This is a genomic window from Nocardioidaceae bacterium, assembly GCA_018672315.1.
GTDB lineage: Bacteria > Actinomycetota > Actinomycetes > Propionibacteriales > Nocardioidaceae > TYQ2.
This window is the reverse complement of the sequence record CP076053.1, coordinates 2,743,934-2,767,516: the sequence shown is the minus strand read 5'-3', so window position 1 is coordinate 2,767,516 and position 23,583 is coordinate 2,743,934. Positions and strand designations below refer to the sequence as shown.

26 protein-coding genes are annotated in these 23,583 nt (G+C 72.6%); 12 read left to right on the top strand and 14 right to left on the bottom strand.

The window, feature by feature from the left end:
- Positions 1-479: 479 nt before the first annotated feature.
- A complete protein-coding gene (locus tag KLP28_13380; protein ID QWC84550.1) occupies positions 480-1,646 on the top strand; it encodes a helix-turn-helix domain-containing protein in 1,167 nt (388 codons plus the stop codon).
- A 233-nt stretch (positions 1,647-1,879) separates the two neighbouring features.
- On the opposite strand, the gene KLP28_13375 is transcribed toward KLP28_13380, so the two are convergent.
- From KLP28_13375 to KLP28_13365, 3 genes are all read right to left on the bottom strand, one after another.
- The gene (locus KLP28_13375; GenBank protein ID QWC84549.1) at positions 1,880-2,416 is read right to left on the bottom strand and encodes a MarR family transcriptional regulator; all 537 of its coding nucleotides are present in this window, start codon (positions 2,414-2,416) and stop codon (positions 1,880-1,882) included.
- Between the two features lie 30 nt (positions 2,417-2,446).
- Entirely contained in the window at positions 2,447-3,397 is a 951-nt protein-coding gene (locus tag KLP28_13370; protein QWC84548.1) for an NADP-dependent oxidoreductase, read from the bottom strand.
- A 241-nt stretch (positions 3,398-3,638) separates the two neighbouring features.
- Entirely contained in the window at positions 3,639-6,095 is a 2,457-nt protein-coding gene (locus tag KLP28_13365; GenBank protein QWC84547.1) for a transglycosylase domain-containing protein, read from the bottom strand.
- A 334-nt stretch (positions 6,096-6,429) separates the two neighbouring features.
- Between KLP28_13365 and KLP28_13360 the strand changes: the two genes are divergently transcribed.
- On the top strand, positions 6,430-7,860 hold the full coding sequence (locus KLP28_13360; protein QWC84546.1) for a hypothetical protein: 1,431 nt from the start codon (positions 6,430-6,432) through the stop codon (positions 7,858-7,860).
- A gap of 39 nt (positions 7,861-7,899) precedes the next feature.
- Complete coding sequence (locus KLP28_13355) at positions 7,900-8,493, top strand: hypothetical protein (protein ID QWC84545.1); 594 nt, start codon at positions 7,900-7,902, stop codon at positions 8,491-8,493.
- 88 nt (positions 8,494-8,581) lie between these two features.
- Here the strand turns inward: KLP28_13355 and KLP28_13350 are convergent, their stop codons facing one another.
- Positions 8,582-9,658: a Fic family protein gene (locus KLP28_13350; protein QWC84544.1), complete on the bottom strand. Its 1,077-nt coding sequence runs from the start codon at positions 9,656-9,658 to the stop codon at positions 8,582-8,584.
- Positions 9,659-10,018: 360 nt separating this feature from the next.
- Between KLP28_13350 and KLP28_13345 the strand changes: the two genes are divergently transcribed.
- Positions 10,019-10,465: an SRPBCC family protein gene (locus KLP28_13345; GenBank protein QWC84543.1), complete on the top strand. Its 447-nt coding sequence runs from the start codon at positions 10,019-10,021 to the stop codon at positions 10,463-10,465.
- A gap of 3 nt (positions 10,466-10,468) precedes the next feature.
- Here KLP28_13345 and KLP28_13340 read toward each other — a convergent pair whose 3' ends face one another.
- Positions 10,469-13,429, bottom strand: coding sequence for a crotonase/enoyl-CoA hydratase family protein (locus tag KLP28_13340; GenBank protein ID QWC84542.1), 2,961 nt, complete (start codon positions 13,427-13,429; stop codon positions 10,469-10,471).
- A 79-nt stretch (positions 13,430-13,508) separates the two neighbouring features.
- Complete coding sequence (locus tag KLP28_13335) at positions 13,509-13,805, bottom strand: hypothetical protein (GenBank protein ID QWC84541.1); 297 nt, start codon at positions 13,803-13,805, stop codon at positions 13,509-13,511.
- Positions 13,806-13,880: 75 nt separating this feature from the next.
- On the opposite strand from KLP28_13335, the gene KLP28_13330 reads away from it, so the two are divergent.
- The 8 genes from KLP28_13330 (at position 13,881) to rpsN (ending at position 16,651) form a co-directional block, all read left to right on the top strand.
- A complete protein-coding gene (locus tag KLP28_13330) occupies positions 13,881-14,162 on the top strand; it encodes a type B 50S ribosomal protein L31 (protein QWC84540.1) in 282 nt (93 codons plus the stop codon).
- On the top strand, positions 14,159-15,244 hold the full coding sequence (locus tag KLP28_13325) for a cobalamin biosynthesis protein CobW (GenBank protein ID QWC84539.1): 1,086 nt from the start codon (positions 14,159-14,161) through the stop codon (positions 15,242-15,244). The genes KLP28_13330 and KLP28_13325 overlap by 4 nt, the downstream gene beginning before the upstream one ends.
- Positions 15,245-15,322: 78 nt before the next feature.
- Positions 15,323-15,529, top strand: a complete 207-nt coding sequence (gene rpmF, locus KLP28_13320) for a 50S ribosomal protein L32 (protein QWC84538.1) — start codon at positions 15,323-15,325, stop codon at positions 15,527-15,529.
- Positions 15,526-15,810, top strand: coding sequence for a 30S ribosomal protein S18 (rpsR, locus tag KLP28_13315; GenBank protein ID QWC84537.1), 285 nt, complete (start codon positions 15,526-15,528; stop codon positions 15,808-15,810). Before rpmF ends, rpsR begins: the two co-directional genes overlap by 4 nt.
- The gene (locus tag KLP28_13310; protein ID QWC84536.1) at positions 15,807-15,929 is read left to right on the top strand and encodes a 50S ribosomal protein L36; all 123 of its coding nucleotides are present in this window, start codon (positions 15,807-15,809) and stop codon (positions 15,927-15,929) included. The genes rpsR and KLP28_13310 overlap by 4 nt, the downstream gene beginning before the upstream one ends.
- Positions 15,930-15,934: 5 nt before the next feature.
- A complete protein-coding gene (rpmB, locus tag KLP28_13305; protein ID QWC84535.1) occupies positions 15,935-16,171 on the top strand; it encodes a 50S ribosomal protein L28 in 237 nt (78 codons plus the stop codon).
- A complete protein-coding gene (gene rpmG / locus KLP28_13300) occupies positions 16,171-16,347 on the top strand; it encodes a 50S ribosomal protein L33 (GenBank protein QWC84534.1) in 177 nt (58 codons plus the stop codon). Before rpmB ends, rpmG begins: the two co-directional genes overlap by 1 nt.
- 1 nt (position 16,348) lies before the next feature.
- The gene (gene rpsN, locus KLP28_13295; GenBank protein QWC84533.1) at positions 16,349-16,651 is read left to right on the top strand and encodes a 30S ribosomal protein S14; all 303 of its coding nucleotides are present in this window, start codon (positions 16,349-16,351) and stop codon (positions 16,649-16,651) included.
- A 78-nt stretch (positions 16,652-16,729) separates the two neighbouring features.
- Here the strand turns inward: rpsN and KLP28_13290 are convergent, their stop codons facing one another.
- The 8 genes from KLP28_13290 to KLP28_13255 form a co-directional block, all read right to left on the bottom strand.
- Positions 16,730-17,014 (bottom strand): DUF1540 domain-containing protein, encoded by a 285-nt coding sequence (locus KLP28_13290; protein QWC84532.1) that lies wholly within the window; start codon positions 17,012-17,014, stop codon positions 16,730-16,732.
- 108 nt (positions 17,015-17,122) lie between these two features.
- A complete protein-coding gene (locus tag KLP28_13285) occupies positions 17,123-17,437 on the bottom strand; it encodes a lycopene cyclase domain-containing protein (protein QWC84531.1) in 315 nt (104 codons plus the stop codon).
- Complete coding sequence (locus KLP28_13280) at positions 17,437-17,781, bottom strand: lycopene cyclase domain-containing protein (GenBank protein ID QWC86981.1); 345 nt, start codon at positions 17,779-17,781, stop codon at positions 17,437-17,439. The genes KLP28_13285 and KLP28_13280 overlap by 1 nt, the downstream gene beginning before the upstream one ends.
- 22 nt (positions 17,782-17,803) lie before the next feature.
- A complete protein-coding gene (gene idi / locus KLP28_13275) occupies positions 17,804-19,393 on the bottom strand; it encodes an isopentenyl-diphosphate Delta-isomerase (protein ID QWC84530.1) in 1,590 nt (529 codons plus the stop codon).
- Positions 19,390-20,922, bottom strand: coding sequence for a phytoene desaturase (crtI, locus tag KLP28_13270; GenBank protein QWC84529.1), 1,533 nt, complete (start codon positions 20,920-20,922; stop codon positions 19,390-19,392). The genes idi and crtI overlap by 4 nt, the downstream gene beginning before the upstream one ends.
- Positions 20,919-22,040 (bottom strand): polyprenyl synthetase family protein, encoded by a 1,122-nt coding sequence (locus KLP28_13265; GenBank protein ID QWC84528.1) that lies wholly within the window; start codon positions 22,038-22,040, stop codon positions 20,919-20,921. Before KLP28_13265 ends, crtI begins: the two co-directional genes overlap by 4 nt.
- On the bottom strand, positions 22,037-22,549 hold the full coding sequence (locus KLP28_13260; GenBank protein ID QWC84527.1) for a hypothetical protein: 513 nt from the start codon (positions 22,547-22,549) through the stop codon (positions 22,037-22,039). Before KLP28_13260 ends, KLP28_13265 begins: the two co-directional genes overlap by 4 nt.
- Positions 22,546-23,535 (bottom strand): NAD(P)H-binding protein, encoded by a 990-nt coding sequence (locus tag KLP28_13255; protein QWC84526.1) that lies wholly within the window; start codon positions 23,533-23,535, stop codon positions 22,546-22,548. The genes KLP28_13260 and KLP28_13255 overlap by 4 nt, the downstream gene beginning before the upstream one ends.
- Positions 23,536-23,583: the final 48 nt, after the last annotated feature.

Below are 23,583 nucleotides of genomic sequence, written 5' to 3'. Positions count from 1 at the left end.
CGCCTGTGAAGAGGCCGGCGACCAACCAGATCGCGTCCACGGCGCCCTTCCTTCTGAGTCCAGCGGACATCCGGGACCTGACCTCGCCAGACGACTCATCTGCTCGAAGCCGCACAACTCCGGCCGTCGGCAAGCTGACGACTGCGAGCGCGGAATTCAATGCGTCGGTCACCCCTACGCGCCCTACGGACGCAGATTCCCTCTCCGGCTCCTTCGCCTCGGCTCTGGGGCCCGCAGCCACGCGCTGCTACGCATTCACGGGAACCGCCGGGAGACGCCGCTCGACCTCTGGCGATGCTTCTTCGCGGACTGCGCGACTGCGGATGGACTCCGACAGCAGCATCCGGGGGCCGCGGGGAGCCGCCGAACGCGACGCGCGTGTTCCCGTTGACAGCGCTTCATAGGACCATCTCGCGGCACGCCGTCGCGCGCTGCCAAAAGGGTCCTCATATCGCGATCTCGGCCTACCGTGATCGGTCATGGACGCTTTCCATGACAACGACAGTGCCTTCGAGGACGCCCTCTCGTTCGGCACGGGCTACGCCTTCTTCCGACATGGCCAGGACCGCCAGGCGGACCGGATCGTCGCCAGCATCTCCTCGGCCGCCGCCGGCGAGCAGAAGCCTGACGACGCGATCGACGCGGCGCCACCCGTGCGTGTAGTCGCGACCATGGACCTGGACCGGCGTCATGGTCCGGTCGAGTGGGACGACGTCCTTGGCCAGGACTTCGTCGTGGAGCGCCTGCGGCTTGCCGCACGCGCACACAGCGCCCGCGGTGGCGGTCCACTGTCCGTCCTGCTCCAGGCTCGCATGCACGGAGCCGGGTGCCGCAGCATCGCTCTTGTGCTGGCACGGGAGCTCGAGCGCGACGTTGTCTGGGTCTCCCCTCACGCGGGACCATCGGCGCTGAAGGCCGCAGTCATCGACGCATGGAGGAACGGGCACGTCCTGCTCCTCGAGGAGATCGGCGCCCACCTGCGCGACCACCGGTCCTCCTTGGAGGTCATCGGGCTGTTCGACGACGGACGTACCACCCCTCTCGTAGTTGCCACCGACTCCACCCGTGAGCTGGGCGACACTCTGATCGACCGGTTCGACGTGGCGCTCTCGCTCGAGCCGTACGCTGAGACGGACATATGCAGGCTCGGGGTCGATCGGTCGTTCGCCTTGGAGAAGTCGGACGGCTTCGACGATGAATTCCTGGCTCATCTGGCCGGAGCCGCCCGCGAGACGCCCGCGGTCATGGAAGGGCTCCTACGCATCGCCTGCGACCTCGACGATGCAGGTGAGGAGATGACTCCGGACCGGGTGCTGTCGCTCGCCCACCTCCAGGCCGACGGCCTCAACGGACTCGAGGTCTACTACCTGGCCAAGGCGTCCCTCCTCGCCTTGCTCTACGGCCAGGACGGCGAAGACGCCGTCGTGCCCTTCAGCGCAGAACAGCTGGCGTCCTCGCTGGACCTCCATCGCGAGGTCGTGGCGCGGGCCGAGCGCCGCCTCGGCTCTCTCGGGCTGATCAGAAGGGCCGGCGACCAGGTCGTCATGACTGCGTTGGGGGCACTGCGCGCAACCGAACTTCGCGAGGCGTGCGACAACCGTGTCGAGTCCCTGGCCTCACGAGCGGCCAGCGGACGTCCCAGCTGATCGACCTTGCTCAACGGCGACTTCACTTAGCGGCGCTGCCACGTGGCATGGCACCTCGACCGCCGTCCTGCGTCAGCAGTGTTCTCTCAGCGGTCACGATTCGACCTCGAGCACACCGTCGGTCCGACCGCGCTCGCGCGGACGCCCTTACCCGGGACACCAAGATGCCCGACGTGGAGAAATTGGAATCTGTTAGCACCGGGCAGGAGCGCTGCACATCAGAGCCGACGGGCTCAGCGCCGACCGCGCCTCTCCCCCGCCGATCTCGGCGGCTCGGCCCGCATCTGCTCGCGCACCGGCGCCAGCAACCCGCCCAGCTGCTCGGTCTGTGCCTCGCTCAACGCCGTGAACAGCAGCCGACGTACGACCTCGATGTGCCCCGGGAACACCGTCGCAAGCACCTCCCGCCCCGCGTCGGTCAGGCTCACCGTGACCGTCCGCTCGTCCTCGGGGCTCGCCCCCCGCACGGCCAGCCCGCGCTTCTCCAGCAATCCGACTTGGTAAGTCAGTCCGCTCCGGCTGTAGACGACACCGTCGGCGAGGTCGGTCATGCGCAAGTGGCCGTCCGCCGCGTCCCCGAGCGTCGCGAGCAGCTGGAACTGCACGTAGCTCAGGCCGCCCGCGTCCCTCAGCTGCTCCTCCACCGCGTGCCGCAGCAGGCTGACGACCTCGATCAGCGAGAAGTAGGTGCCGAGCTGCGCATCGGTCAGCCCCGCGCCCGCTCGGCCGGTCGCGTTGGGCTCATCCACCACAGCGGCGATGCTAGTCATCAGCCGGGACGCGACCGGCCCGCGGCGGCTTCAGCGCAGCTCGGGCTCGACCACGATGACGGTCTTGCCGGCCGGCAGTCCGCCCTCGCTCGCCGCGCGGTGCACCGACACCGACTCCTCGTACGCCACCCGCTGCGCGACGTCGACGACCAGCTCGCCTCGGTCGACACGACCGACGAGATCGGCCAGCTGGTCAGCGCGCGACTCGACGTACACGTCGACCCCACGCACACCCCGCGCCTCGTCCGTCGGCGCCGGCATCCACACCGTCGTCCCGACGACCACGCCTCCGTCGCGCACCACCGCCGTGAGTGCGGCGTACGCCTCGGGCTCCAGCGGAGCCAGGTTCAGTACCGCGTCGACCGGCTCCGAGATCGCCTCAACCACGTCGACGGAGAGGTCGAGCACCTCGTCCGCCCCGCGCTCCCGCACGAGCTCACTGCTGCGCGAGCTCGCGGTGGCGATGACGTACGCACCGGCCGCCTTCGCCAGCTGCACCGCGTACGCCCCGACCGCTCCCCCGGCGCCCGTGATGAGGATCCGCTGGCCAGAGACGAGGCCAGCGTGGGTGAAGAGCGCCTGGTACGCCGTCAGCCCCACAAGCGGCAGCGCTGCCGCGTTGACCAGCGGAATGCTCGACGGCGCCGCGGTCAGCACCTCGGCGGGAGCGAGCACGTACTCAGCCGACGCACCGGGCTCCGTCATGGGCAGAAACCCGACGACCCGGTCGCCGACCGAGTGACCGGAGACCCCGTCGCCGACGGCGTCGACGACGCCGGAGACGTCCGAGCCCGGGGTGTGGGGCAGCTCGACCGGGAACGGCCCGGTCATGAAGCCGGCCCGGATGTTGCCGTCCACGGCGTTGAACGAGGTCGCCGCCACCCGGACCCGCACCTGACCGGGGCCTGGCTCGGGGTTGCTCACCTCGTCGAGGATGAGGACCTCGGGACCGCCGTGCTCGTGGAATCGCATTGCCAACATGTCGTTGCTCGCTCTCGTGTGGCTGCGTCGGTCTCCGGTTGAGGCTTCCGCAGTTGCTTCGAGTTCAAAGCATCAGGGCAACGAAACATTCCCGGGGCGTCACGGGGTCTCGCGGCTCGCGTAGCCGCTCGCACCTCGACCACCGGCGTGGTTTCGGGACGCTCGCCTAGCGGCTGGCTCCTCGACCGACGGGGGCCTTGGTTTCGAGACGGCTCCTTCGTCGCCTCCTCAACCGGCGCGGTCAGCGACGGTTCGAGACGACCCCGCCACCCCTGTCAGCATTCGTGCCCGGCGCAGGCCCCACCGGCTCACCACCCGGCACCTCACCCTCCGGCTCGATCGTCCAGTCCGGGTTCTTGACCCGCCATTGCGTACGCGACCCGTCCGTCAACGTCAGCACCACCCGCTCGTGCAACGCCACCGACGCACCCGCCGCCGGCCGCGTCGAGGCCACCCGACCGGGCACCAGCAACCGGTTCGGCTCCGCCGTCCTCCGCGCGACCGCCACGTCGAACTGCGCGTCCTGCAGCACCGCCAACGCCCGCTCCGGGGTCAACCCCCGCACGTCCGGCATCGTCTCGGCGTACCCGTCACCGGTGTTCGCATCCGGCGGCGCGAACTGCTTCACCGGCAACCCCTCATGGATGCCCAGCATGATCCGCTGCCAGATCGGACCCGCCACGGTCGACCCGTACGCCCGCGACACGAACTGCCCGTACGCCGTGAAGTTCTGCAACGGATAGGCGAAGCCGCCCCGCGGGTCCCCCACCCACACGCTCGTCGCGTACTGCGGCGTGAAGCCTGAGAACCACACCGCCGCGTTGTTCTGCGTCGTCCCCGTCTTGCCACCCGCCGGCCGACCCAACGACAACGCCGCGGCCGTACGCGCCGGGTCCGGCCCATCGATCGTGCCCTGCATGATCGAGGCCATCGTGTCCGCCACCCCCGCCGGGATCGCCTGACGGCACTCCGGGTCCGGCACCGGCAACGCCTCGTCGTCGTTGACCGTCACCGACACGATCCCGTGCGGGATGCAGTGCACCCCGCTCGCCGCGAACGTCGCGTACGCCCCCGCCAGCTCCAACGGCGAGACCTCGTACACCCCCAGCGTCAGCGCCGCGTCCGCCGGACCGATCGCCCGCTCCCCCGTGCGCGGCAGGCTCGTGATGCCCAGCCGCTCCGCCATGTCCGCCACGTCGAGCACCCCGACCTGGGTCTCCAGGTGCACGAAAAACGTGTTCGACGAGCGCCACACCGCCTGCGCCGCGGTCAGCGGCCCCGACGCTGCCGACCCCGAGTTCTTGAAGCCGCCCGGCGGATAGTTGAAGCCCGAGGGCGCGTACGCCGCCGGCGCGTTGTAGACCGTCGAGAGGTCATAGCCCTCCTCCAGCGCCGCCGCCAGCGTGAAGGGCTTCATGTTCGACCCCGGCTGGAACGCCGGCACCACCGGCAGCAGCACCTCGGTCTGGTTGCGCCGGGCGTTCTGCCCGAACGTGCGGTTCGTCGCCATCGCGACCACCTCGCCCGTGCCCGGCTCCACCGTCACGCTCGCCGCGGCGACCCGGTTGTCGCGCCCCAGCGCGTCGTCGACCGACCGCTGCGCGAGCCGCTGGGCCTTCGGGTCCAGCGACGTACGCACCGTGAGACCGCCCTGGTAGAGCAGCCGCTCGCGTGCCGCCGGGGTCTTGCCGAAGGCCGGGTCGTCCTGCAGCTGCTGGTAGACCCACTGGCAGAAGAACGGGTAGCGCGCGTCCGTGCAGCCGTTGTCCGGCTCGGTCACGTCCAGGCGCAGCGGCGCCTCCAGCGCCGTCTGCAGCTCGGCGTCGTCGAGGTCGCCGAGCTCGTTCATCCGGGTCAGCACGACGTTGCGCCGCGTCACCGCCTCGTCGGGGTTGTCCGTCGGGTCGTACGCCGAGGGGTTGCGCACGATGCCCGCCAGCAGCGCGCCCTGCTCGACGGTCAGCTCGGAGACGCCGACGCCGAAGTAGTGCCGCGCCGCGGCACCGATCCCGTACGCCCCGTCGCCGAAGTAGGCGATGTTGAGGTAGCCCTCGAGGATCTGCTGCTTGGTCAGCCGGTCCTCCAGCGCCGTGGCCAGCCGCGCCTCGCGCAGCTTGCGCAGGTAGGAGGACTGCGAGGTGACCTCGTCACGCTCCGCCTCGTCGGTGGCGGCGTTGAAGAGCACCTGCTTGACGTACTGCTGCGTGATCGTCGAGCCGCCCTGGACGCTGTCGGTGAGCACATTGTTGGCCGCCGCCCGCACGGTGCCGCGCAGGTCGACGCCGTGGTGGTCGTAGTAGCGCGCGTCCTCGATCGCGAGCAGCGCGTCCTGCACGTGCTCGGGCACCTGGCTCAGCGGCACCAGCACCCTGTTCTCGGAGTAGAACTCCCCGATCCGGCTGCCGTCGGCCGCGAGGATCACCGAGCGACGCGGCAGCGGCTGGTCGGGGAGCACGGCGGGCAGGTCCTCCCAGTACTCCGTGCCCTCGCGCACCGTGATCGCACCCGCCCCGCTCAGCGGCGCCGTGGTCAGCGCCAGCAGCAGCCCCATGAAGGTGCACAACGCGAGCATCGCCGCCGCCGCGCGCTTCTTCGCCCCGGGCGCCTCGGGGGGCGCCTCGCGGGTCGCCGACCAGCCGAGCACCTCGTCGGCGGAGGCGTCGGTGTAGTCGTCGGAGGAGGGGAAGCGAGCGGACATCAGACCTCCAGTGTGCCGACCGGCTGAACGATCCGGTCAAGGACGGTCGAATGGGACGTTGTTCACCTGTGGTCGTGTGGGTCCATGACGGAGAATGCCGACGTGAGCGACGTCGACCCCTCCCCCCGCGGACGCCTGCCGGTGCGTCTGACGCGTCGCGGCTGGTTGACGCTCGCCGCGGGACTGGTCGGCATCATCCTCGTGCTCAACGTCGTGGCGTTCACGGCGATGGCGCAGGCGTACCCGTGGATGACCCTGTGGGACGACGACGGCTCGGGTCAAACCCGTCCGACCGCGGCGGCGCCGGAGCGGCCGACCGTCCCCCACGCTCACCGTGCCGGAGGGGTCGACCCCCGCGGAGGAGGTCGTACGCCAGGCCGCCGCGTTCACCCCCCGGGCGCTCGCCAGGAAGCCGTGGCGGGAGACGTCGTCCTCGACGGGTGTCTCCGACATCGGCCTTGCCTTCGGGTGCAGCCCGCCGGACAAGCCGACCGCCATGGTCGGACGCTCGCGCAGCTGGGTGGCCTCGACCGGTCCGCTCCCCACCGACGTCGCGGGCACCGTCTCGGTCTCGGTGCGCGCGTACGGCGCCGGGGGCGGCGGGCTGGCACTCGCCCAGCTGTCGGGTGCGGTGTCGTCGTGCGCGTCGACGTACGAGACCTCGGCCCCCGAGGTGGGGGTCGAGTCGTTCGGCTTCGCCTCCTCCGACCTCTCCACCCTGGTGTGGCGGCGCGGGGACGTACTGGTGTCGATGGCGTTCCAGCAGTCCGGCGGGCCGGGCTCCCTGGACGCCGTCACCCCCTGGGCGAACGCGTACGACAAGCGCCTCCGCGCGCTGCTCGCCACGACCTGCGCCGCCCAGCGGGCGCCCGTGAACGCATCGGTGCGCTCACCGCACCTGGAGCCCGGGCGCTATGAGGGTCGTCGAGACTTCCACGTCGTACGCCTGGACGTGCCGGCGGGCTGGGAGACCGCGGAGGAGATGACCACCGCGCCGACGATCCCGATCCCCGGGCCCGACCTGGGGCTGCCCGAGCAACCGTACCGTCCCTACCCGCCCGCCGCGCCGATCTTCCCGGCGTCGCTGCCGAGCGAGGTCGTCCGCCCCGCGCTGCCGACCGCGCCCGAGCCCGCCCCTGAGCAGGCCAAGGCCGGCGAGCCCGTGCCGGACCCGGTCGGACCCGGCTGCGGGTGGGACTTCACCGGTCAGGCCGCCCCGCGCTTCGACGCCGAGCGGGCCGAGCGGATCTACCTCGAGCGCCGCGCCGAGGTGCAGCGCTCGCTGCGCCAGCAGTGGCGGACGTGGCAGGAGGAGCAGGCGGACTACTGGGAGGCCTACGACGCCTACGAGTCCCAGGCGCCGGCCTATCTCGCGTACGTCGAGGACGCCTCGGCCGTCGCCGCAGCGTGGGCGGAGATCCAGGCGGAGCGGGACGCGTACGCCTCCGCGCTCGCCGCCCGCGAGGCCGCCATCGAGGCGCGCAAGCAGTTCTTCATCGATCAGCGGCGCGCGCAGCGACGCTATGACGCCGCGGTCGTGGAGTGCCGGCAGCAGCCGCCGGCTCCGGCGCCGTCCCCGGATCAGCCTGGGGGCAACGGGAACGGTCAGGGCAACGGCGGCGGTAACAACGGCCCGTCGCGCGGGAACCAGCAGCCCACCCAGCCCACCGGCCCGACGTGCCCGCCCGAACGGCCCTCGATCCTGGATGAGGACCCGCCGACCATCCCGCCGGAGCCGACACCGCCGGCGGACCCGCGGCCCTGACCTCTCGACGCGGCCGCGCCACAGGTCTACCTTCAGCTCATGACCGATACCGCGAGGATCTCCGCCGCCCGTACGACTGCCGCGCTGGTCACCACTGCCGGCCTGGCGCTCGGCGGAGCCGTGCTCTCCCCCGCCTCGGCGGCGACCGACTCTGCGCGCGACCGGGTCGGGGACGCCTCGAGCGCACCGAACGTACGCCCCATGGACATCACCGGCGTGACCGTGCGCAACCGCGACCGGTCGGTCGTCGTGCTCACCCGCTTCGCGCGCTCGGTCAAGGGCTTCCTCATCGTCAGCATCGACCCCCGTGGCGGGGAGGGCGTACGCCTCGTCAGCCAGCGCCGCAACCGACCCATCGACGAGGACTCCGTGGTGCGCGGCGCGTTCACCGACGCCGAGTTCAACGGCGACGGCGAGCCGGAGGAGCCGCCCGCCGTGGAGTGCCCGGGCTACCGCGTCACCTGGAGCGACGACGACCGTCTCGCCCGCATGGTGCTGCCCTCGACCTGCCTCGCGGGTGGCGACTACGGCGCGATCCGGTACGCCGCGCTCACCGAGGTCGGTGGCGGGGGCGACAGCGACGTCGCGCACGTGGGGCGCACCGCCCGGAAGGACTGGGTCGCGCGCGGCTGACGGGTGGTTTCGAGACGCTCGTTCCTCGCTCCTCAACCGCCGAGGGTTTCGGGACGCTCGTTCTACGCTGTCGACCTCCGTCGGCGCGCTACCGCCACGCGCTGCCTGGAGACATGCGCCGGCCGATGCGCTCATCGAGATCGGCGATCTCCGTCATGACCTCCCCGGCGACCCAGACCCGGTTCTTCGCTCGACCGGTCACCTCGCGCAGAATGTCGTGCTCGACCAGTCGATCGAGCGCTTCGTACGTGCGCGCAGGCGTCGATCCGGTGAGTTCTCCAGCGGCCGCGATGTCGAGCACGGGCCTCACGAGCAGCCCCTCGACGAGCGCTGCGGCTGACGAGCGCGCTCGGGGGCGTACGCGCTCGACCCACTCGTGTCCCAACCGGCGGAGGTTGGTCGCGGACACGGCGGCCTCGGCCGTCGCATGCGCGGTGCACTCCGCCAGGTACCGCACGAGCACACCCGCGTCACCCGCTCGATACGCCGCGAGCGCGGAGAAGTACCTGTCGACGTCTGCCAGCATCGCTGACGCCGAGGGGATGACCACCGACGTCGCCGTCCCTCGAGAGCGCAGCACCATGGCGATCACGGCACGGCCGATCCGACCGTTGCCGTCGGTGAACGGGTGGATCGCCTCGAACTGTCCGTGGGTCAGCGCTGCCTGGGCCAACGGCGGGACGTCAGATCGCGCAGCGAAGGCGATCACGTCCGTCATCAGGCCGGCCACGCGCTCGGGAGGCGGAGGCACGTGCGCCGCCCCCCTCGGGGAGAAGTCGCTGCCGCCCACCCAGTTCTGCATGTCGCGATAGCGGCCGGCGTACGTACCCTCGAGCCGATCGTCCGCCATGAGAGCACGGTGGCCCTCCAGAAGGAGGGTCTCGGTGAGGGGTCGCCCCGGTGCGACAGCCGACAGCAGCGTCAGCATGGCGGCCGAAGCCGCTGCTGTGGTGCGTGCCGCGTCTGACGCGTCCGCGTCGACGGACGCCCGCGCGACCTCGTCGAGGTCGGCGTACACCTGCTCGATACGCGAGGAGGCGACGGACTCGCTGCGCACCAGGAAAGAGCCCAGGCCCGACAGCGTCTGACCCTCTCGACTGTCGAGCCGCACCACGTCCGCCTCGACCTCTCGGCACAGCTCTGCAAGGTCCGACGGAAGGTGCACGCGGGCAGGCTCGATCTGAGGAGGCACCTCGACAATGATCTGGGACAGCTCGCGATCCGCACGATTCGGGCGTCGCCCACCGAGGCCGCGCTGATCAGGGTTCGTCTGCCAAGGCACGGTCTGCTTCGTGACCGCAGGCCACCTGAGTCGAGACGTCATGCCTCCTCCTTCAAGTGAAACTGTGCGTGACTAATACTTTCACTTATGTACGCAGCTAGAACCATTGCACGACACAGTGTCGGTTGTCGCGTCACGTGAGGCCACGCACTCGGGCACGGACACGGCAGACCGTGCGAGGCTGCCGTCGCAGCCGCGCGAGTCGCATGATGTCTTCCGATCGATCGAGCCCCAGGAGCCTCCATGTCCCAGCCCGACCCCTCCCGCCTCCGCGCCACGACCGCCTCGGCGACGGTGTCCGCGTCGATCGACCATGTCTGGTCGGTGCTGACCGACCACGAGGGCATGTCCTCGTGGGGACCGGGCGTGAGCGTCACGCTGCTGGAGGACGGCAAGCCGATGCGCAATGGCGTCGGTGCCGTACGCCGCATCGCGATGCCCGGCCCCGCCCCCGCGATCGTGGAGGAGGTCGTCACCTTCGACGCGCCGCACCGCTTCGGGTACGCCGCCGTCTCCGGTGTCCCCTTCCGCGACTACTCCGGCGAGGTCGTGCTCACCGAGGGCACGGGCGGGACCCGCATCGACTACACGCTGCGGTACCGGCCGCGGCTGCCGCTGATCGAGCGCGTCCCGGTCGGCCTGGTGACGCGCGCCCTACTCGGTGCCGTCGTGCGGGCCGCACGCACCTGAGGGTCAGCGACCGGTCCAGGTCGGCTGACGCTTCTCGGCGCACGCGGCCACGCCCTCCTTCGCGTCGTCGCTGAGGATGACCGGGCTCGCCATCTGGCTCTGCTTCTCGAAGGCCTCCTCGTCGTCGAGGCTCACCCAGCCGGGGGCCTCGTCGACGATCTGCTTGCCGACGCGGACGGACAGGGGTGCGTTCGCAGCGACCGTCGCGGCCAGCTCGAGCGCGGCGTCGAGCGCCGCGCCGTCGTCGACGACGCGGTTGACCAGGCCGAGGTCGTGGAGCCGGGAGGCAGGCAGCGGGTCCCCGGTCATCGCCAGCTCCAGCGCGACAGGACGTGGGAGGCGCAGCGACGTACGCAGCAGGCCGCCCGCCGCCGCCAGCAGACCGCGCTTGGCCTCGGGCAGCCCGAACGTGGCGGTTTCCCCCGCTACCACCAGGTCCGCGCACAGCACCAGCTCGAAGCCGCCCGCGAGCGCGGACCCCTCGACCGCGGCGATCGTCGGCTTCGTCGGCGGCTCGGCCGCGAGGCCGAGCGGGCCGCGGCGGTCGGTGACGGGCACCTCGCCCCGGTTGGCCCCGGAGAGGTCCATGCCCGCGCAGAAGTGGTCGCCCATGCCGGTCAGGACGATGACGCGGACGGACGCGTCGGCCTCGGCGTCGTCGACGGCACGCTCGAGCATCAGCGCCATCCGCCGGTCGACGGCGTTGCGCTTGGCGGGGCGGTTGAGGGTCAGGATCGCGATCTCGCCGTCGGCGCCGGCGCGGGTGACCCGGAGCGGGGGCTCGGGAGGTGCGGGGAGGGTGCGCTCCCCCGGCTCGATGCCCTTCGCCGTCTCGCGGCGCAGCAGCACCCGCGTGCCGTCGGCGGTGATCACCGAGACGATCGCCCCCTCGACCGACCCGTCGCGGGCATGGGCGACGGTCACGGCCTCGACGACGCTCCCCTCCTGGTCGAGCACGTCCGGGTCCACCGACACCGGCCGGGGGGCGGGGCGGTCGACCATCGGGTGGAGGTTCGCGTACGCCTTCTCCGGAGGGCTCGCCGACCAGACGCCGAGGGCGTGCTTGGTGGCGTACCAGCCGAGCGACGTCGTGAGCCCGAACTCCTCGGGCCGATGCCGCAGCATCGGCACCATCGTGGCGACGCCGTGCAGGCCGTACGCGTTGCCCGGCCCGCCGGCGAACGTCAGCCCGCCCGTCACGCTCAACGGCCGGTCGGGGTCGTCGATCGGCAGCCCCAGCGCCGCGGCGCCGATCTGCACGGCCGAGGGGAAGCAGGAGTAGAGGTCGACCGGCCCCAGGTCCTGCGCCGTGACGCCCGCGTGCGCCAGCGCCGCGGCACCGGCCGCGGCGATCGCGGGCGACTCGGTCAGCGACGCCCGCTCGGAGACGAACCACTCGTCGACCGCGGACGCCCCCGCGTGCAGGAACACCCAGCGCGACTGGTCGATGCCCAGCGCCTGCGCCGCCGCGACGCTGGTGAGGATCACGCCCGCGCCGAGGTCGACCTGCAGGTTGGCGCACATGAGCTTGGTGTACGGCTCGGAGACCATCCGGTTGTCGGCGGTGGGCGCCGCGATCTCCCCGGGCGTGTGGCCCGAGCGGTCCCACGCGTACGGATTGACCGTCGCCGTCCGCGCCAGCCGCGACCACAGTCCGGCGATGCGGGAGGTGTGCTCGGCGGCGGAGAGGCCGGAGGCGCGGCGCAGCGCGGACTCCATGAGCGCGTACATGTAGATCGGCGCGCCCAACCCGACCGAGGTCTCCGCCTCGTTGTTGGCCTGCTTGTCGACGCCGATGACACGGTCGGGTCCGGTGGCTCCGTCGGGTGAACCCTGGGTCCAGTCGGGGTCGCGGCCCTCCGCCTGGATCGCGGCGATCGCGGCGCCCGCCTCGGCGCCGCTGACGAGCACCACGTGGGCGCGGCCGTCGACGATCTGCTGCGCCGCGTCGTTCAGCGCGAGCTGGCCGCCGTCGCCGCCGTACGGGGAGGTCTGCACCGTCTCGGGCCGCGACTCCTCATCGGATCCGACGTCGAACGCGCCGACGCGTGCGGCGGTGAGTCCGGCCTGGTCGGCGTAGGTCCAGGACGCCGACGGCACGGCGTACACCGCGTCCGCCCGACCCAGCAGGGCGTCGGCGTCCACGGCGGCGGGGGCGGCGTCGGCGGCCGCCGCGCGAAGTGCCCTCTCGGCGAGGACGATGGGTTCGACCGGGTCGTCCTGGCCGGGGCGGCGTACGGCCTGCCCGACGCCGACCACCACCGGTGTCGACGGGTCGAGCATGCGGCCGGTGGCCTCGTGGCGTACGGGCTCGTCCGCGATGCGCGCCGACGCGCCACCACCCAACAGCCCGGCGAGCAGGTCGAGGGACTCGCGTGCCGCGGTCTCCACGCTGCGGAGGGCGGTGAGTCCCACGGGGCCGCGTACGGGTGGGCCGTCCAACGCCCCGTCCAGGCGGACGGCCGCCCCGGAGCCGGCGGGCACGACCGTGGCCCACAGTCCGACCGTGATGCCCATCGGGCCGGTGCCGCGCAGCTCGAAGCCCGCGTGGTCACCGGTGCCGACGCGGGCGACGGTCCACCGGGCCTGGGCGGGGATGTCCATCAGGGAGATCTGCTGGGTGAACTGCTCGCCGGTCGTCTCCGCGCTCAACGTCGAGGGCCGCTCACCGCGCCACGACAGGTGCAGCGTCAGCCACTCGTGCCAGCGGTCGAGGTCGCAGACCAGCGCCACGGTGTCTTCGACGGAGCCGGGCACCTCGCGCACGGCGTGGACCCGGCGCGCGAAGTCCTCGGTGCCGGAGGGCTCGGGCACCTCCACCGTCGCCCCGCCGTCGTCGGCTGCGGGAGGACGGACTCTCCCCACCAGGTCCTCCGCGGTGTCGCGCGCCGTGCGCGCGAGCACCGGAGCGAGGGTGCGCGCCGTGGAGGCGGCGCGGGACAGACGCGTACGCAGGTCAGCCATGACGACACCCAACCATGACAGTGGTGCTGTCAGCGTGCTGGCCGACCGAGCCCGCCTCCGCCGGCCCGGGTCGTCCACCTCAGGCGCGGTCCAGCCACCGCTCCACCTCGCGATAGGTCGCCGCGACCGCCCCCTGCACCGCCGTCGACGCACCCATCGGTCGCAGGTCGCCCGTGCACTGCTGCATCCGCACCCAGCAGCTCCCTGCCCCACCCTCGTCGAGGCCGCAGCCACCGTCCGGGTGCAGGCAGGCGGTGCGCACGAGCATCGCCCGGGGCGTACGCACCACGAGCGGCCGCAGCGCCTCGACCACGTCACTGCTCCCGTGGGCGCAGTCGCCGTGCTCGCACACCATCACCGCGGCGATCGGCCCCATGTCTGCTCCTCATCAGTTGAGAACGGTTCTCGACCAATGCTAAGTTGAGAACCGTTCTCAGAGCAAGGAGTTCTCATGCAACCCGACATCCACCCCGCCTACGGCGTCGTCGCCTTCCGCGACCGCTCGACCGGCAAGCTCTTCCTGACGCGCTCGACGCTGGCCGACAGCCCACGCCCGACCGAGACCGTCGAGGTCGACGGCACTCCCGTGCCGGTCGTCGACGTCGACATCTCCAGCGACTCCCACCCGTTCTGGACCGGCACCTCGCGCACCCTCGACACCGAGGGCCGGGTGGAGAAGTTCAGGCGTCGCTACGCCGGCGCCGCGCGCGCCGCCGGAGGGTCCGCGTCATGAGGACGCCCCTGCTCGTCGTCACCGGCGTCGAGCCGATCGCGCTGGACTCCACGATGGTCTCGCTGGGCTGGGACCTCCCCGGCGCGGTCCTCGTGCGCCATCGCATCGACCCGTACGCCCAGGTGCTCACCCGCACCGTCAGCGACGCCACGGGCCTGCTCGAGACCGAGCACGTCCAGCTCGAGCACGCCTGCACCTCCTGCGCCCTGCGCGAGGACGTCGTGCCCACGCTCGACCGACTGGCCACCGACGGTCGCTGGCAGACGATCGTCTCCGCGCTGCCCACCGGCACCGGGGCCGAGCAGCTCACCCACGTCATCGCCCGTGACACCCGCCTGGCCCGTCGCCTGAGGATCGCCTCGGTCATCGCAGCCCTCAGCGCCGGGGACGTGCCGCGCGACCTGCTCGGTGACGCCCTGCTCCGCGAGCGCGACGTGCACACCGGGCCCGACGACGACCGTGGTGTCGGCGAGGTCGCCTGCGCGCAGGTCGAACGCGCCGACGTCGTCGTGGTCGACCACGACCCCGGTCCCGGGCGCGAGTCCGTACGCGACCTGCTCACCGCCCTCGCGCGCCACGACGCCGAGGTGCTCATCGGCGTCGAGCAGCTCGACGCACCACGGCTGGCCGCGGCGAAGCACTCCCCCCTCGCCTCCCGCGCCTGGGCAGACCCACCGTTGGAGGCACCGCCCGCCACCCTCGTCGGCGGCAGGGCCTGGCGCCTGGACCTGTGCTCGCCGCGGGCGTTCCACCACGAGCGGCTGCTGGAGGACATCGAGCGGCTGGGTGGCGGCCCGTTCCGCTCCCGCGGCTGCTTCTGGGTGCCGACCCGGCCCGGCGACATGCTCGAGTGGGCCGGTTCCGGGGGCCAGCTCAGCATCGGGGCCTGGCGCCCGTGGGGCCGTCGTACGCCGCAGACGCGGCTGCTGGTCACCGGGCTGGGGTCCCCGCCGGCACAGCTGCGCGAGGCGTTCGCAGACCTGCTGCTCACCCCGGGCGAGTCGGCGCTGCCGGCGTCGTACTGGCACGTCGTCGAGGACGGCCTCGAGCCGTGGCTCGGCGACATCCGCGACGCGGCCTGAGATCTCGCCACGTCGCCCACCGGGTTTCGAGACGCCTCGTTCCTCGGCTCCTCAACCAACGACAGACAGGAGGACTCCGTGGCCGTACCCAAGCGCCGCATGTCCCGCAGCAACACCCGCCACCGCCGCTCGCAGTGGAAGGCGACCGCCCCCGACCTCGTGCCGATCACCGTCGAGGGGCGGTCCTACCGCGTGCCGCGGCGTCTGATCCGCGCGGTGCAGCGCGGTCATCTCGACCCGTCGCCCTACCGCACCGACGGCAGCGTGAACCGGGGCGACCGATGAGCCCGCGGGGGCGTACGGGCGGCCCGCGAGTCGTCCGCAAGCCACGCCAACCGCTGCTGGCGCCGGGCGTGACGTCGGTCGACTACAAGGACGTCTCGCTGCTCCGGCAGTTCATCTCCGACCGCGGCAAGATCCGGTCGCGTCGCGTCACCGGGCTGAGCCCGCAACAGCAGCGCGCAGTGACCCGGGCGGTCAAGAACGCTCGAGAGATGGCGCTGCTCCCCTACACCAGCGTGCCGGGCGGGTCCGGCCGCTCCACCCCGACAGGAGGAGACCGATGAAGGTCCGCAACTCAATTCGTGACGTGAAGAGGCAGCCGGGCTCGCAGGTCGTGCGCCGGCGGGGGCGCACGTACGTCATCAACAAGTTGAACCCGCGGCTCAAGACCAGGCAGCGGTGAGTGGGATGTCCCGTGTCTGTCAGGTCACCGGGGCCCAGCCGGGCTTCGGCCACCACGTCTCGCACTCGCACCGGCGTACGAAGCGGCGCTTCGACGTCAACATCCAGCGCAAGCGCTACTGGGTGCCGACCCTGCGCCGCCACGTCACGCTCACGCTGAGCGCCCGTGGCATCAAGACCGTCGACCAGCGCGGCATCGACGCTGTGGCTGCGGACCTCCTCGCCCGAGGGGAGCGCCTCTGATGGCCGGCAAGGGAAGGGGCTCCGACATCCGCCCCATCATCAAGCTGCGGTCGACCGCGGGCACGGGCTTCACCTACGTGACCCGCAAGAACCGCCGCCACGACCCCGACCGGATCACGCTGAGGAGGTACGACCCGACGATCCACCGACACGTCGATTTCCGCGAGGAGCGCTGAGATGGCCAAGACGTCGAAGATCGCCGCCAACGAGCGGCGCAAGAAGGTCGTCGCGCGCTACGCCGCGCGCCGCGCCGAGCTGAAGGAGGCGGTGCGTACGGCCGACACACCGCAGGAGCGCGCCGCGGCCGTGCGGGCGCTGTCGAAGCTGCCGCGCGACGCCAGCCCCACCCGCGTACGCAACCGGGACCAGGTCGACGGCCGACCCCGGGGGTACGTGCGCAAGGTCGGCCTGTCCCGCATCCGGCTGCGCGAGATGGCGCACAGGGGTGAGCTGCCGGGCATGACGAAGTCCTCGTGGTGACGCACGACGCCGGTGCCGCCGGCCGCTGCCCGATCGGGCGCCGGCGGCGACACCGGCGTTCGCAGCGGTGCGGAGGTCTCAGGCGGCGGTGAAGGTGAGGCAGTCGGCGGTGTCGCCGCCGGCGCCGATCTCGACCTTCGGAGCGGCGCACTCGAGGTTCTCGTTGTGCGTGCACGCGGAGCGGTGGCAGGCACCGACCTGCGCGCGGCCCTCGGTGCCGGCGCCGCGGCCCTCGGCGACGTAGGTGCCGCAGCCGGTGTCGCCGAGCACGGTGATGGCGCCGGCGTGGCAGTCCTGGTCGTGGTTGTAGGAGCACCCGGAGATCGAGCACGTGCTGACGATGGGCAGCTGCATGGTGGGCATGGGATTCCTTCTGGATCGCTGACGGTGACGCCAGCATGCACCCGCTCGCCGCAGCTTTCCAGCAAGCGAAGGCTGCCCTAAGCCGCAGGTCAGAGGCCTGAGGGTGACCTAAGCGACACCACGCGTACGCCCCGCGCGGACCCACAGCGCGAGCGACAACGTGCACATCGAGATGCCGAATCCGAAGTCCTCGACCGGGATGTCCCACGGGAACCGGACCCCGCTGGTGGCCTCGTCGGCGTAGAGCACGATCGGTGCGCTGAGCTTGGTCAGCCACCCGTCGACGAGCACCATGAACGCGAGCACGATGGTCATCGAGAGCCAATAGCGAGCGGTCAGCAGCACGCGCGTACGCAGCACGACGAGGTCGATGACCGCGACGACGGGCATCGAGAGCAGCGCCATCCAGGTGTACTCCCCCATCAGCGCACGCCCTCCTGCTCTTCGGCGCGATCGGGGGCCTGGTCGCGTCCTCGTGCACCCCCGACCAGCCGCAGGATCGAGCCCACCGCCTCCCACGTGAGCACGGTGCAGATCGGGATCGCGACGAAGAAGACGAGCTCCTCGATCGGCAGCGGACCCAGCTGGAGGCCGGTGACGTAGCGAGGGTTGAAGTCCCAGTGCTCGCGGGCGATGCCGATGAGGTCCCACACCACGAACACGGCGATCACGGGCAGCAGTGCCGCCGCGAGCCGACGTGGCGCGCGCCAGACGCGTACGCCGGGGAAGAACTCCAACGGCAGCGTGATGAGCAGGCAGGCTGCCATGAGGGCGAGGTACTGCCACTGGTCAGGCACGGCCGGCCTCCAGGTCGCGGAGGGCAGGGGGCAGCAGCGCGTACGACGCCTCGGGCCACGTCCGCGGGTCGGCGCCCAGCGCCGCCAGCTGCGGCACCTGCAGCCGCGCCCACGTCGAGAGCCCGGAGTCGGGATCGGTGGCCGCGTCGAGCAGCTGCGACCACTCCCACCACGCGACGTCGGCCACCTCGGCCGGGTGGGGCGCGAGGGTGGCGCCGGGCGCGACGGTCGCCACCACGACGGGGCAGGTCTCGCGCTCGACGAGGTGGTCGGTGCGGGCGACGTACGCGAACTCGGGCAGCACCAGGCGTACGTGCTCGACCTCGAGCCCGAGCTCGTGGTGCACCCGGCGGCGTACGGCCGAGACGAGGTCCTCGCCGGGGCGCGGATGGCCGCACACGGAGTTGGTCAGCACCCCCGGGAAGCTCGCCTTGTCGTGGGCCCGGGTGGTGACCAGCACCCGGCCGGCGGCGTCGACGACGTAGCAGCTGAACGCCAGGTGCAGCGGTGTCGCGTCGTGGTGCACGGCCGACTTCGCGCCGGTGCCGATCGTGTGGCCGGCCGCGTCGAGGAGGACGACGTCGTCGTCGTCGGGCCACGTTGCGCCGTGACTTTCTGCCCTCTCGGCGTGATTTTGTGCCCTCTGGGCGAAGGTGGCGGGGTCGGGCGAGCGCAGCACCCGCGCGGCGGTGGCGAGCTTGTGGCGTCGGGCGACGCGGGCGCGTCCGGTGAACACGTCGTGGTCGCGGTCCTCGATGCGGTCGAGGATGCGGGCGTACAGCAGCCGCGCCGTCGTCACGCACCGGCGCGCTCCCAGCGGCAGCGCCGCGAGCCCCGCGTCGGCCTCGCGGTAGAGCCGGCGGTTGCGGGCGATCTCGAAGCGCATCAGCGCGCGCCACTCCTGCCCCACCCCGGCACCGCGCACCGCCTGGTCACGCACGGCGTGCGGGTCGACACCGAAGTGGTCGAGGTCTTCGGCCGGCACGTAGACCCGACCCCGGTCCAGGTCCTCCCCCACGTCGCGCAGGAAGTTCGTCAGCTGGAACGCCAACCCCAGCGCACGGGCCGCGTCGACCGCCCCGGCCCGGTCGGGCGGGTCGAGCACCGGCAGCATCATCTCGCCGATCACCGCGGCGGAGCCGTCCATGTAGCCGAGCAGGTCCTCCCACGTGGCGTACGAGGTCGTGGTCAGGTCCTGCCGCATCGCGGCGAAGAACCGGGTGAAGCACTCCAGGTCAATCCCCCGCTCACGGGTCGTGGCGGCCGCGGCCAGCACCACCGGGTCGACCGACCCCTCGTCGCCTCCGGTCTCCACGGCACGCACGAAGTCGGCCTCCAAGGCGTCGAGGCGGGCCGCGACCCCCGCCGAGCCTCGCACGCCCAGCGCCTGCGGCTCGTCGACGATGTCGTCGGCGAGGCGGGCGAGCCCGTACACGCTGAACACGTGCTTGCGCTGGTCCGGCGGCAGCAGCCGGGCGCCCCAGTAGTACGTGGTGCCGTGCTGCCGCGTGATCCGGGCGGCGCGGCGGTAGCCCTCCGCGAGAAGTGACCCCTCGGCGGTGGGGGTGGCCAGGCCCGTCACGCCGACCGCCTCAGTCGAGCAGCAGCGGTGCGGCGCGTACGCCCCCCGAGGTGCTCGGTGACGCGCCAGGCCGCGTGCTTGCCGCTCATCAGCACCATCGGGATGCCCACGCCCGGGGTCGTGCCCGAGCCGGCGAACACGAGCCCGGGCACCCGCCGGTCGACGTTCGCCGGCCGGAACGGACCCGACTGCCCGAAGGTGTGCGCCAGCGCGAACGGTGTGCCCAGGTGCATCCCGGCGGCCTCCCAGTCCTCAGGGGTCACGAGGCGCTCGACCGCGATGTCGGAGGATCCGATGAGGTAGCCCGCCTCCTCCACGAACGCGTGCAGCCGCTCGCGCATCGCCGCGGTCTCCCGCGACCAGTCCAGCGTGCTGCCACGGTGTGGCACCGGCTCGAGCACGTACAGCGTCGAGCCGCCCCCGGGGGCCGCGCCGGGGTCGCTGACCGAGGGCACCGTGACCAGTCGCGACGGGTCCGGCATCAGCTGCTGGGACCCGATCAGGGCGTCGAACGCGCCCGACCAGTCGGCCCCGAAGTGGATGTTGTGGTGGGCGGTCCCGGCCGGCACCGGCGTCCGGGTGCCGACGTGCCAGACGACCGCCGAGGGCGAGTAGGAGCCCTTGCGCACCCCCCGCGGGGCGCGAAGCTCCGGCAGGAAACGCTCGTACGCCACGGGCAGGTCGACGGTGCAGACGACGGCGTCGGCGCGCTCGGTGCGTCCGTCGGCCCGGCGTACGCCCGTCACCGCCCCGGTCGCGTCGTGGGTGAAGCCGGCGACCTCGACACCCGTCTCGATCTCGCCGCCGGCCGCCTCGAAGGCCCGCGCCATGCCGCGCGGCACGGCGTGCATGCCGCCCTCGGGATAGGACACGCCACGCACCACGTCCATGTGCGCGATCACCGCCAGCACCGCACGCGCCGCCTGCGGGGAGACCCCCGCGTAGAGCGCCTGGAAGCTGAAGACCTTCTGCAGCCGCTCGTCGTGCAGCCGGTGGGAGATGGCGCGGTCCAGGCTGCCGAGACCGCCGAGGCGCAGCAGCCGCAGCGCGTCGCGAGGGGAGCTCGCGAGTCCCAACGGCGAGGCGTAGTTGCGATCGAGGAACGCGTCGATCTCGGTGTCGTAGAGCTCCTCGAGCCACGCCAACAGCCCCCGCAGCCGGGCCGCCTCGGCCGGGGAGCAGACGCGGGCGACCTCGGCCTCGAGGTCGGCCATGTCGGCGCGTACGTCGAGCCGACTGCCGTCGGCGAAGTGGGCCCGGTAGCTCGGGTCGAGCCGTCGCATCGGCACGGTCGACTCCAGGTCGGCGCCGACGGCCGCCAGCGGCTCGGCGAGCAGGTTCGGCATCGTCATCACGACCGGGCCGGTGTCGAACCGGTACCCCCCGGTCTCCCAGGTGCCGGCGCGACCGCCGACCTGGTCCTCGCGCTCGAGCACGAGCACGTCGTGCCCGGCGCCACGCAGGTGACAGGCAGCCGCGAGGCCCGAGAGGCCGGCGCCGATCACGACGACGCGGCGGGGTCCGCTCATCGGGTCCTCCTCGACAGGGCGACCGCGAGGTCGCCCAGGTGGGTGCGGTGGGTGGGGGCGACCGGCGCGGGGCCACCGGTGCCGACGAGCGCGCCGTCGGCCGCCGCGAGCAGGCGGTCGATCTCGACCTCGGCGCGGGCCGGGACTCCCGCGCAGGCCATGGCGTCGGCCAGGCGCCGCGCGCCGGCGTCGTCCAGGCAGCGGTCACGGCAGCGGTCGAGCAGCACGAGGTCGGGGCCGGCGAGCACCTCGGCAGCCCACGCGAGCAGCCGGGTCGCGGTGCCGTCGCAGAGGTCCTGCCGCTCCGGCTTGCCGGTGACGGCGAGGTCGCCCCACACACCGAGCACGTCGTCGCGCAGCCCGAACGCGTCGCCGACGTGGTCGCCCCAGGTCGCGAGCGCCTCGAGCAGGCACGGGTCGTCGGTGAGGAGCAGCGCCCCGAGCTCGACCGGACGCCGCACCGTGTAGCGCCCCGTCTTCAGCCGTGCGACCAGCGCGCTGCCGGCAGGCCGCGAGGCGTGCGGGGAGGCGGTCGCCGTGACGTCGAGGAGCTGCCCGTGCACGAGCTCGACGACCATGGCGCGCCAGGCAGGGCGTACGCGGCCCGGCAGGTCGGCGACCAGGTCCGAGGCCTCGGTGAGCAGCAGGTCGCCCAGGAGGATCGCGACGCTGTCGCCGTAGCGGTCCGCGTCACCGCGCGCCGAGGACGCCCGGTGGCGGCGGGCGGCGAGGTGGTGGGCGGTCTCCAGACCGCGGCGGTGCGCCGAGCGGTCCATCACGTCGTCGTGCACGAGCGCGAAGAGGTGCAGCATCTCCAGGGCGGCCCCCAGCGTCACCAGCTCCTCGCGCCCGGATCCGCCACCGGCCCCACCTCCTGCCGCGGCGTGACCGGCGGCGGCGAGACGAGGGCGTACGCGCTTGCCGGGCACCCGGGTGCGCAGCCGCAGCTGCTCGCCGAGGTCCACGCCGTGGCCGCCGTACGCCGCGGGGTCCCCGCCCACCTCGCCCAGCAGGGCGACGACCTCCTCGACGCGCCGGGCGACGAGGTCGTCGACGCGGGCGAGGAACTCAGGATCGGGGACGGCCCGGATGCCTGTCGCCCCGGCGAGCGCGGTCACGGTGCGAGCTCCTGCTGCAGGGCGGCGGTGAACCGGTCGCGCATCAGCACCAGCACCGCCCCCATCGCGGACTCGACGATCGGCGCGGCCGCCCGTGGGGCGGGCACCTGGGCCTCCACCGACATCTCCAGGTCCACGCGGACGCCGTCGCCCGGTCGCGGCGCGACCCGGAAGACACCCTCGGCCCCCGCGAGCTCGGCGCGCCGCGTTCCGCGAGCGCCCCGTGCGGCGGCCGCCGGGTCGTGATGGAACGAGATGGCGTGCGGCGCATCGAAGGTCATGCGCTGGGTGAACCCGGCGGCGAAGCTGCCGCCGGGGTAGCTGATGCCGCCGACCTCCCAGCGCCACAGGTCCTCGGCGAGCGGGGTGATGCGTCGGATGAACGGGGCGCTGCGCCCGACGAACCCCGGGTCGCACAGCAGCGCGTACGCCGCCTCGCAGTCACCGGGCAGGTCGGCGCTCGCGGTGATGCCACGACGGAACGCGTGGCGTGGGGGCGCGAGCATCACGAGGCCCGAGTCTTGCTCACCACACCACGCAGCGCACGGGCCGCCCCGCTCACCAGGCTCTTCGCCGGCGACGGCCGCCCGAACCGGTCTCGGTGAGCGTCCACGAAGGCGGCCAGCGGCACCGGGTCCCGTCCGGTGACCTCGCGGACGGTGTCGGTGAGGACGTCGGCGCCGTCCTTGCCGTGCCGGACGACGTCGGCGAACTGCGCGATCACGGCCTCGGTGGTCCACCGGTCCTGCCCGGCGAGCCGCAGGAGCGTACGGAACACCGGCACGGGCAGGTCGACGTGCCGCACCGGCCGATCGAGCACTGAGCTCATGATCTGCGCCACCTCGCCGAAGCCCAGCAGCTCGGGCCCGGTGAGGGTGAGGGTGCGACCGTCGTACGCACCGCCCGGGGGCATGGACGCCGTGATCACCTCGGTCGCGACGCGGGCGATGTCGCCGACGTCGACCCATCCCACCGCCCCGTCGCCGGCGACCTGCGGCAGCCACCCCAGACCGACCGGGGTGGCCAGCTCGAGCAGGTCGACGTCGAAGGCGGTGGGCAGCAGGATCGTCCAGGTCAGTCCGGAGGCGCGGATCAGCGCGTCCGTGCGCGCACACGCGTCGGCCCAGGGCACCGGGGAGCCGACGCGGCCGTCGGCCGAGGAGAGGTGCACGACGCGGCGTACGCCCGCCTCGACGGCGGCCTCCACCGCCAGGCGGCCCTGCGCCGCCTGACGCGGCGAGGCGGCGACGATCAGCAGCAGGGTGTCGACGCCGGTCAGGGCGTGGCGCAGGGCGGTGCGGGCGTCGGGGTCGTCCAGGTCCACGCGACGCGCGTCGAGTCCGTCGCGGCGCCAGGACTGCACGACCTCGTGGCGGCTGCTGAGGGGGCGTGCGTCGAGGTGCTGCCGACGCAACAGATCGAGGGCTTGGGAGCCGACGTTGCCGCTCGCACCGAGGATCGCGACAGGTCGTGACGATGTCCCAGCAGTCTGCACTCAGTGCAGTATATGCACCATGGCGCACCGCGACACGTCATCGCGCCT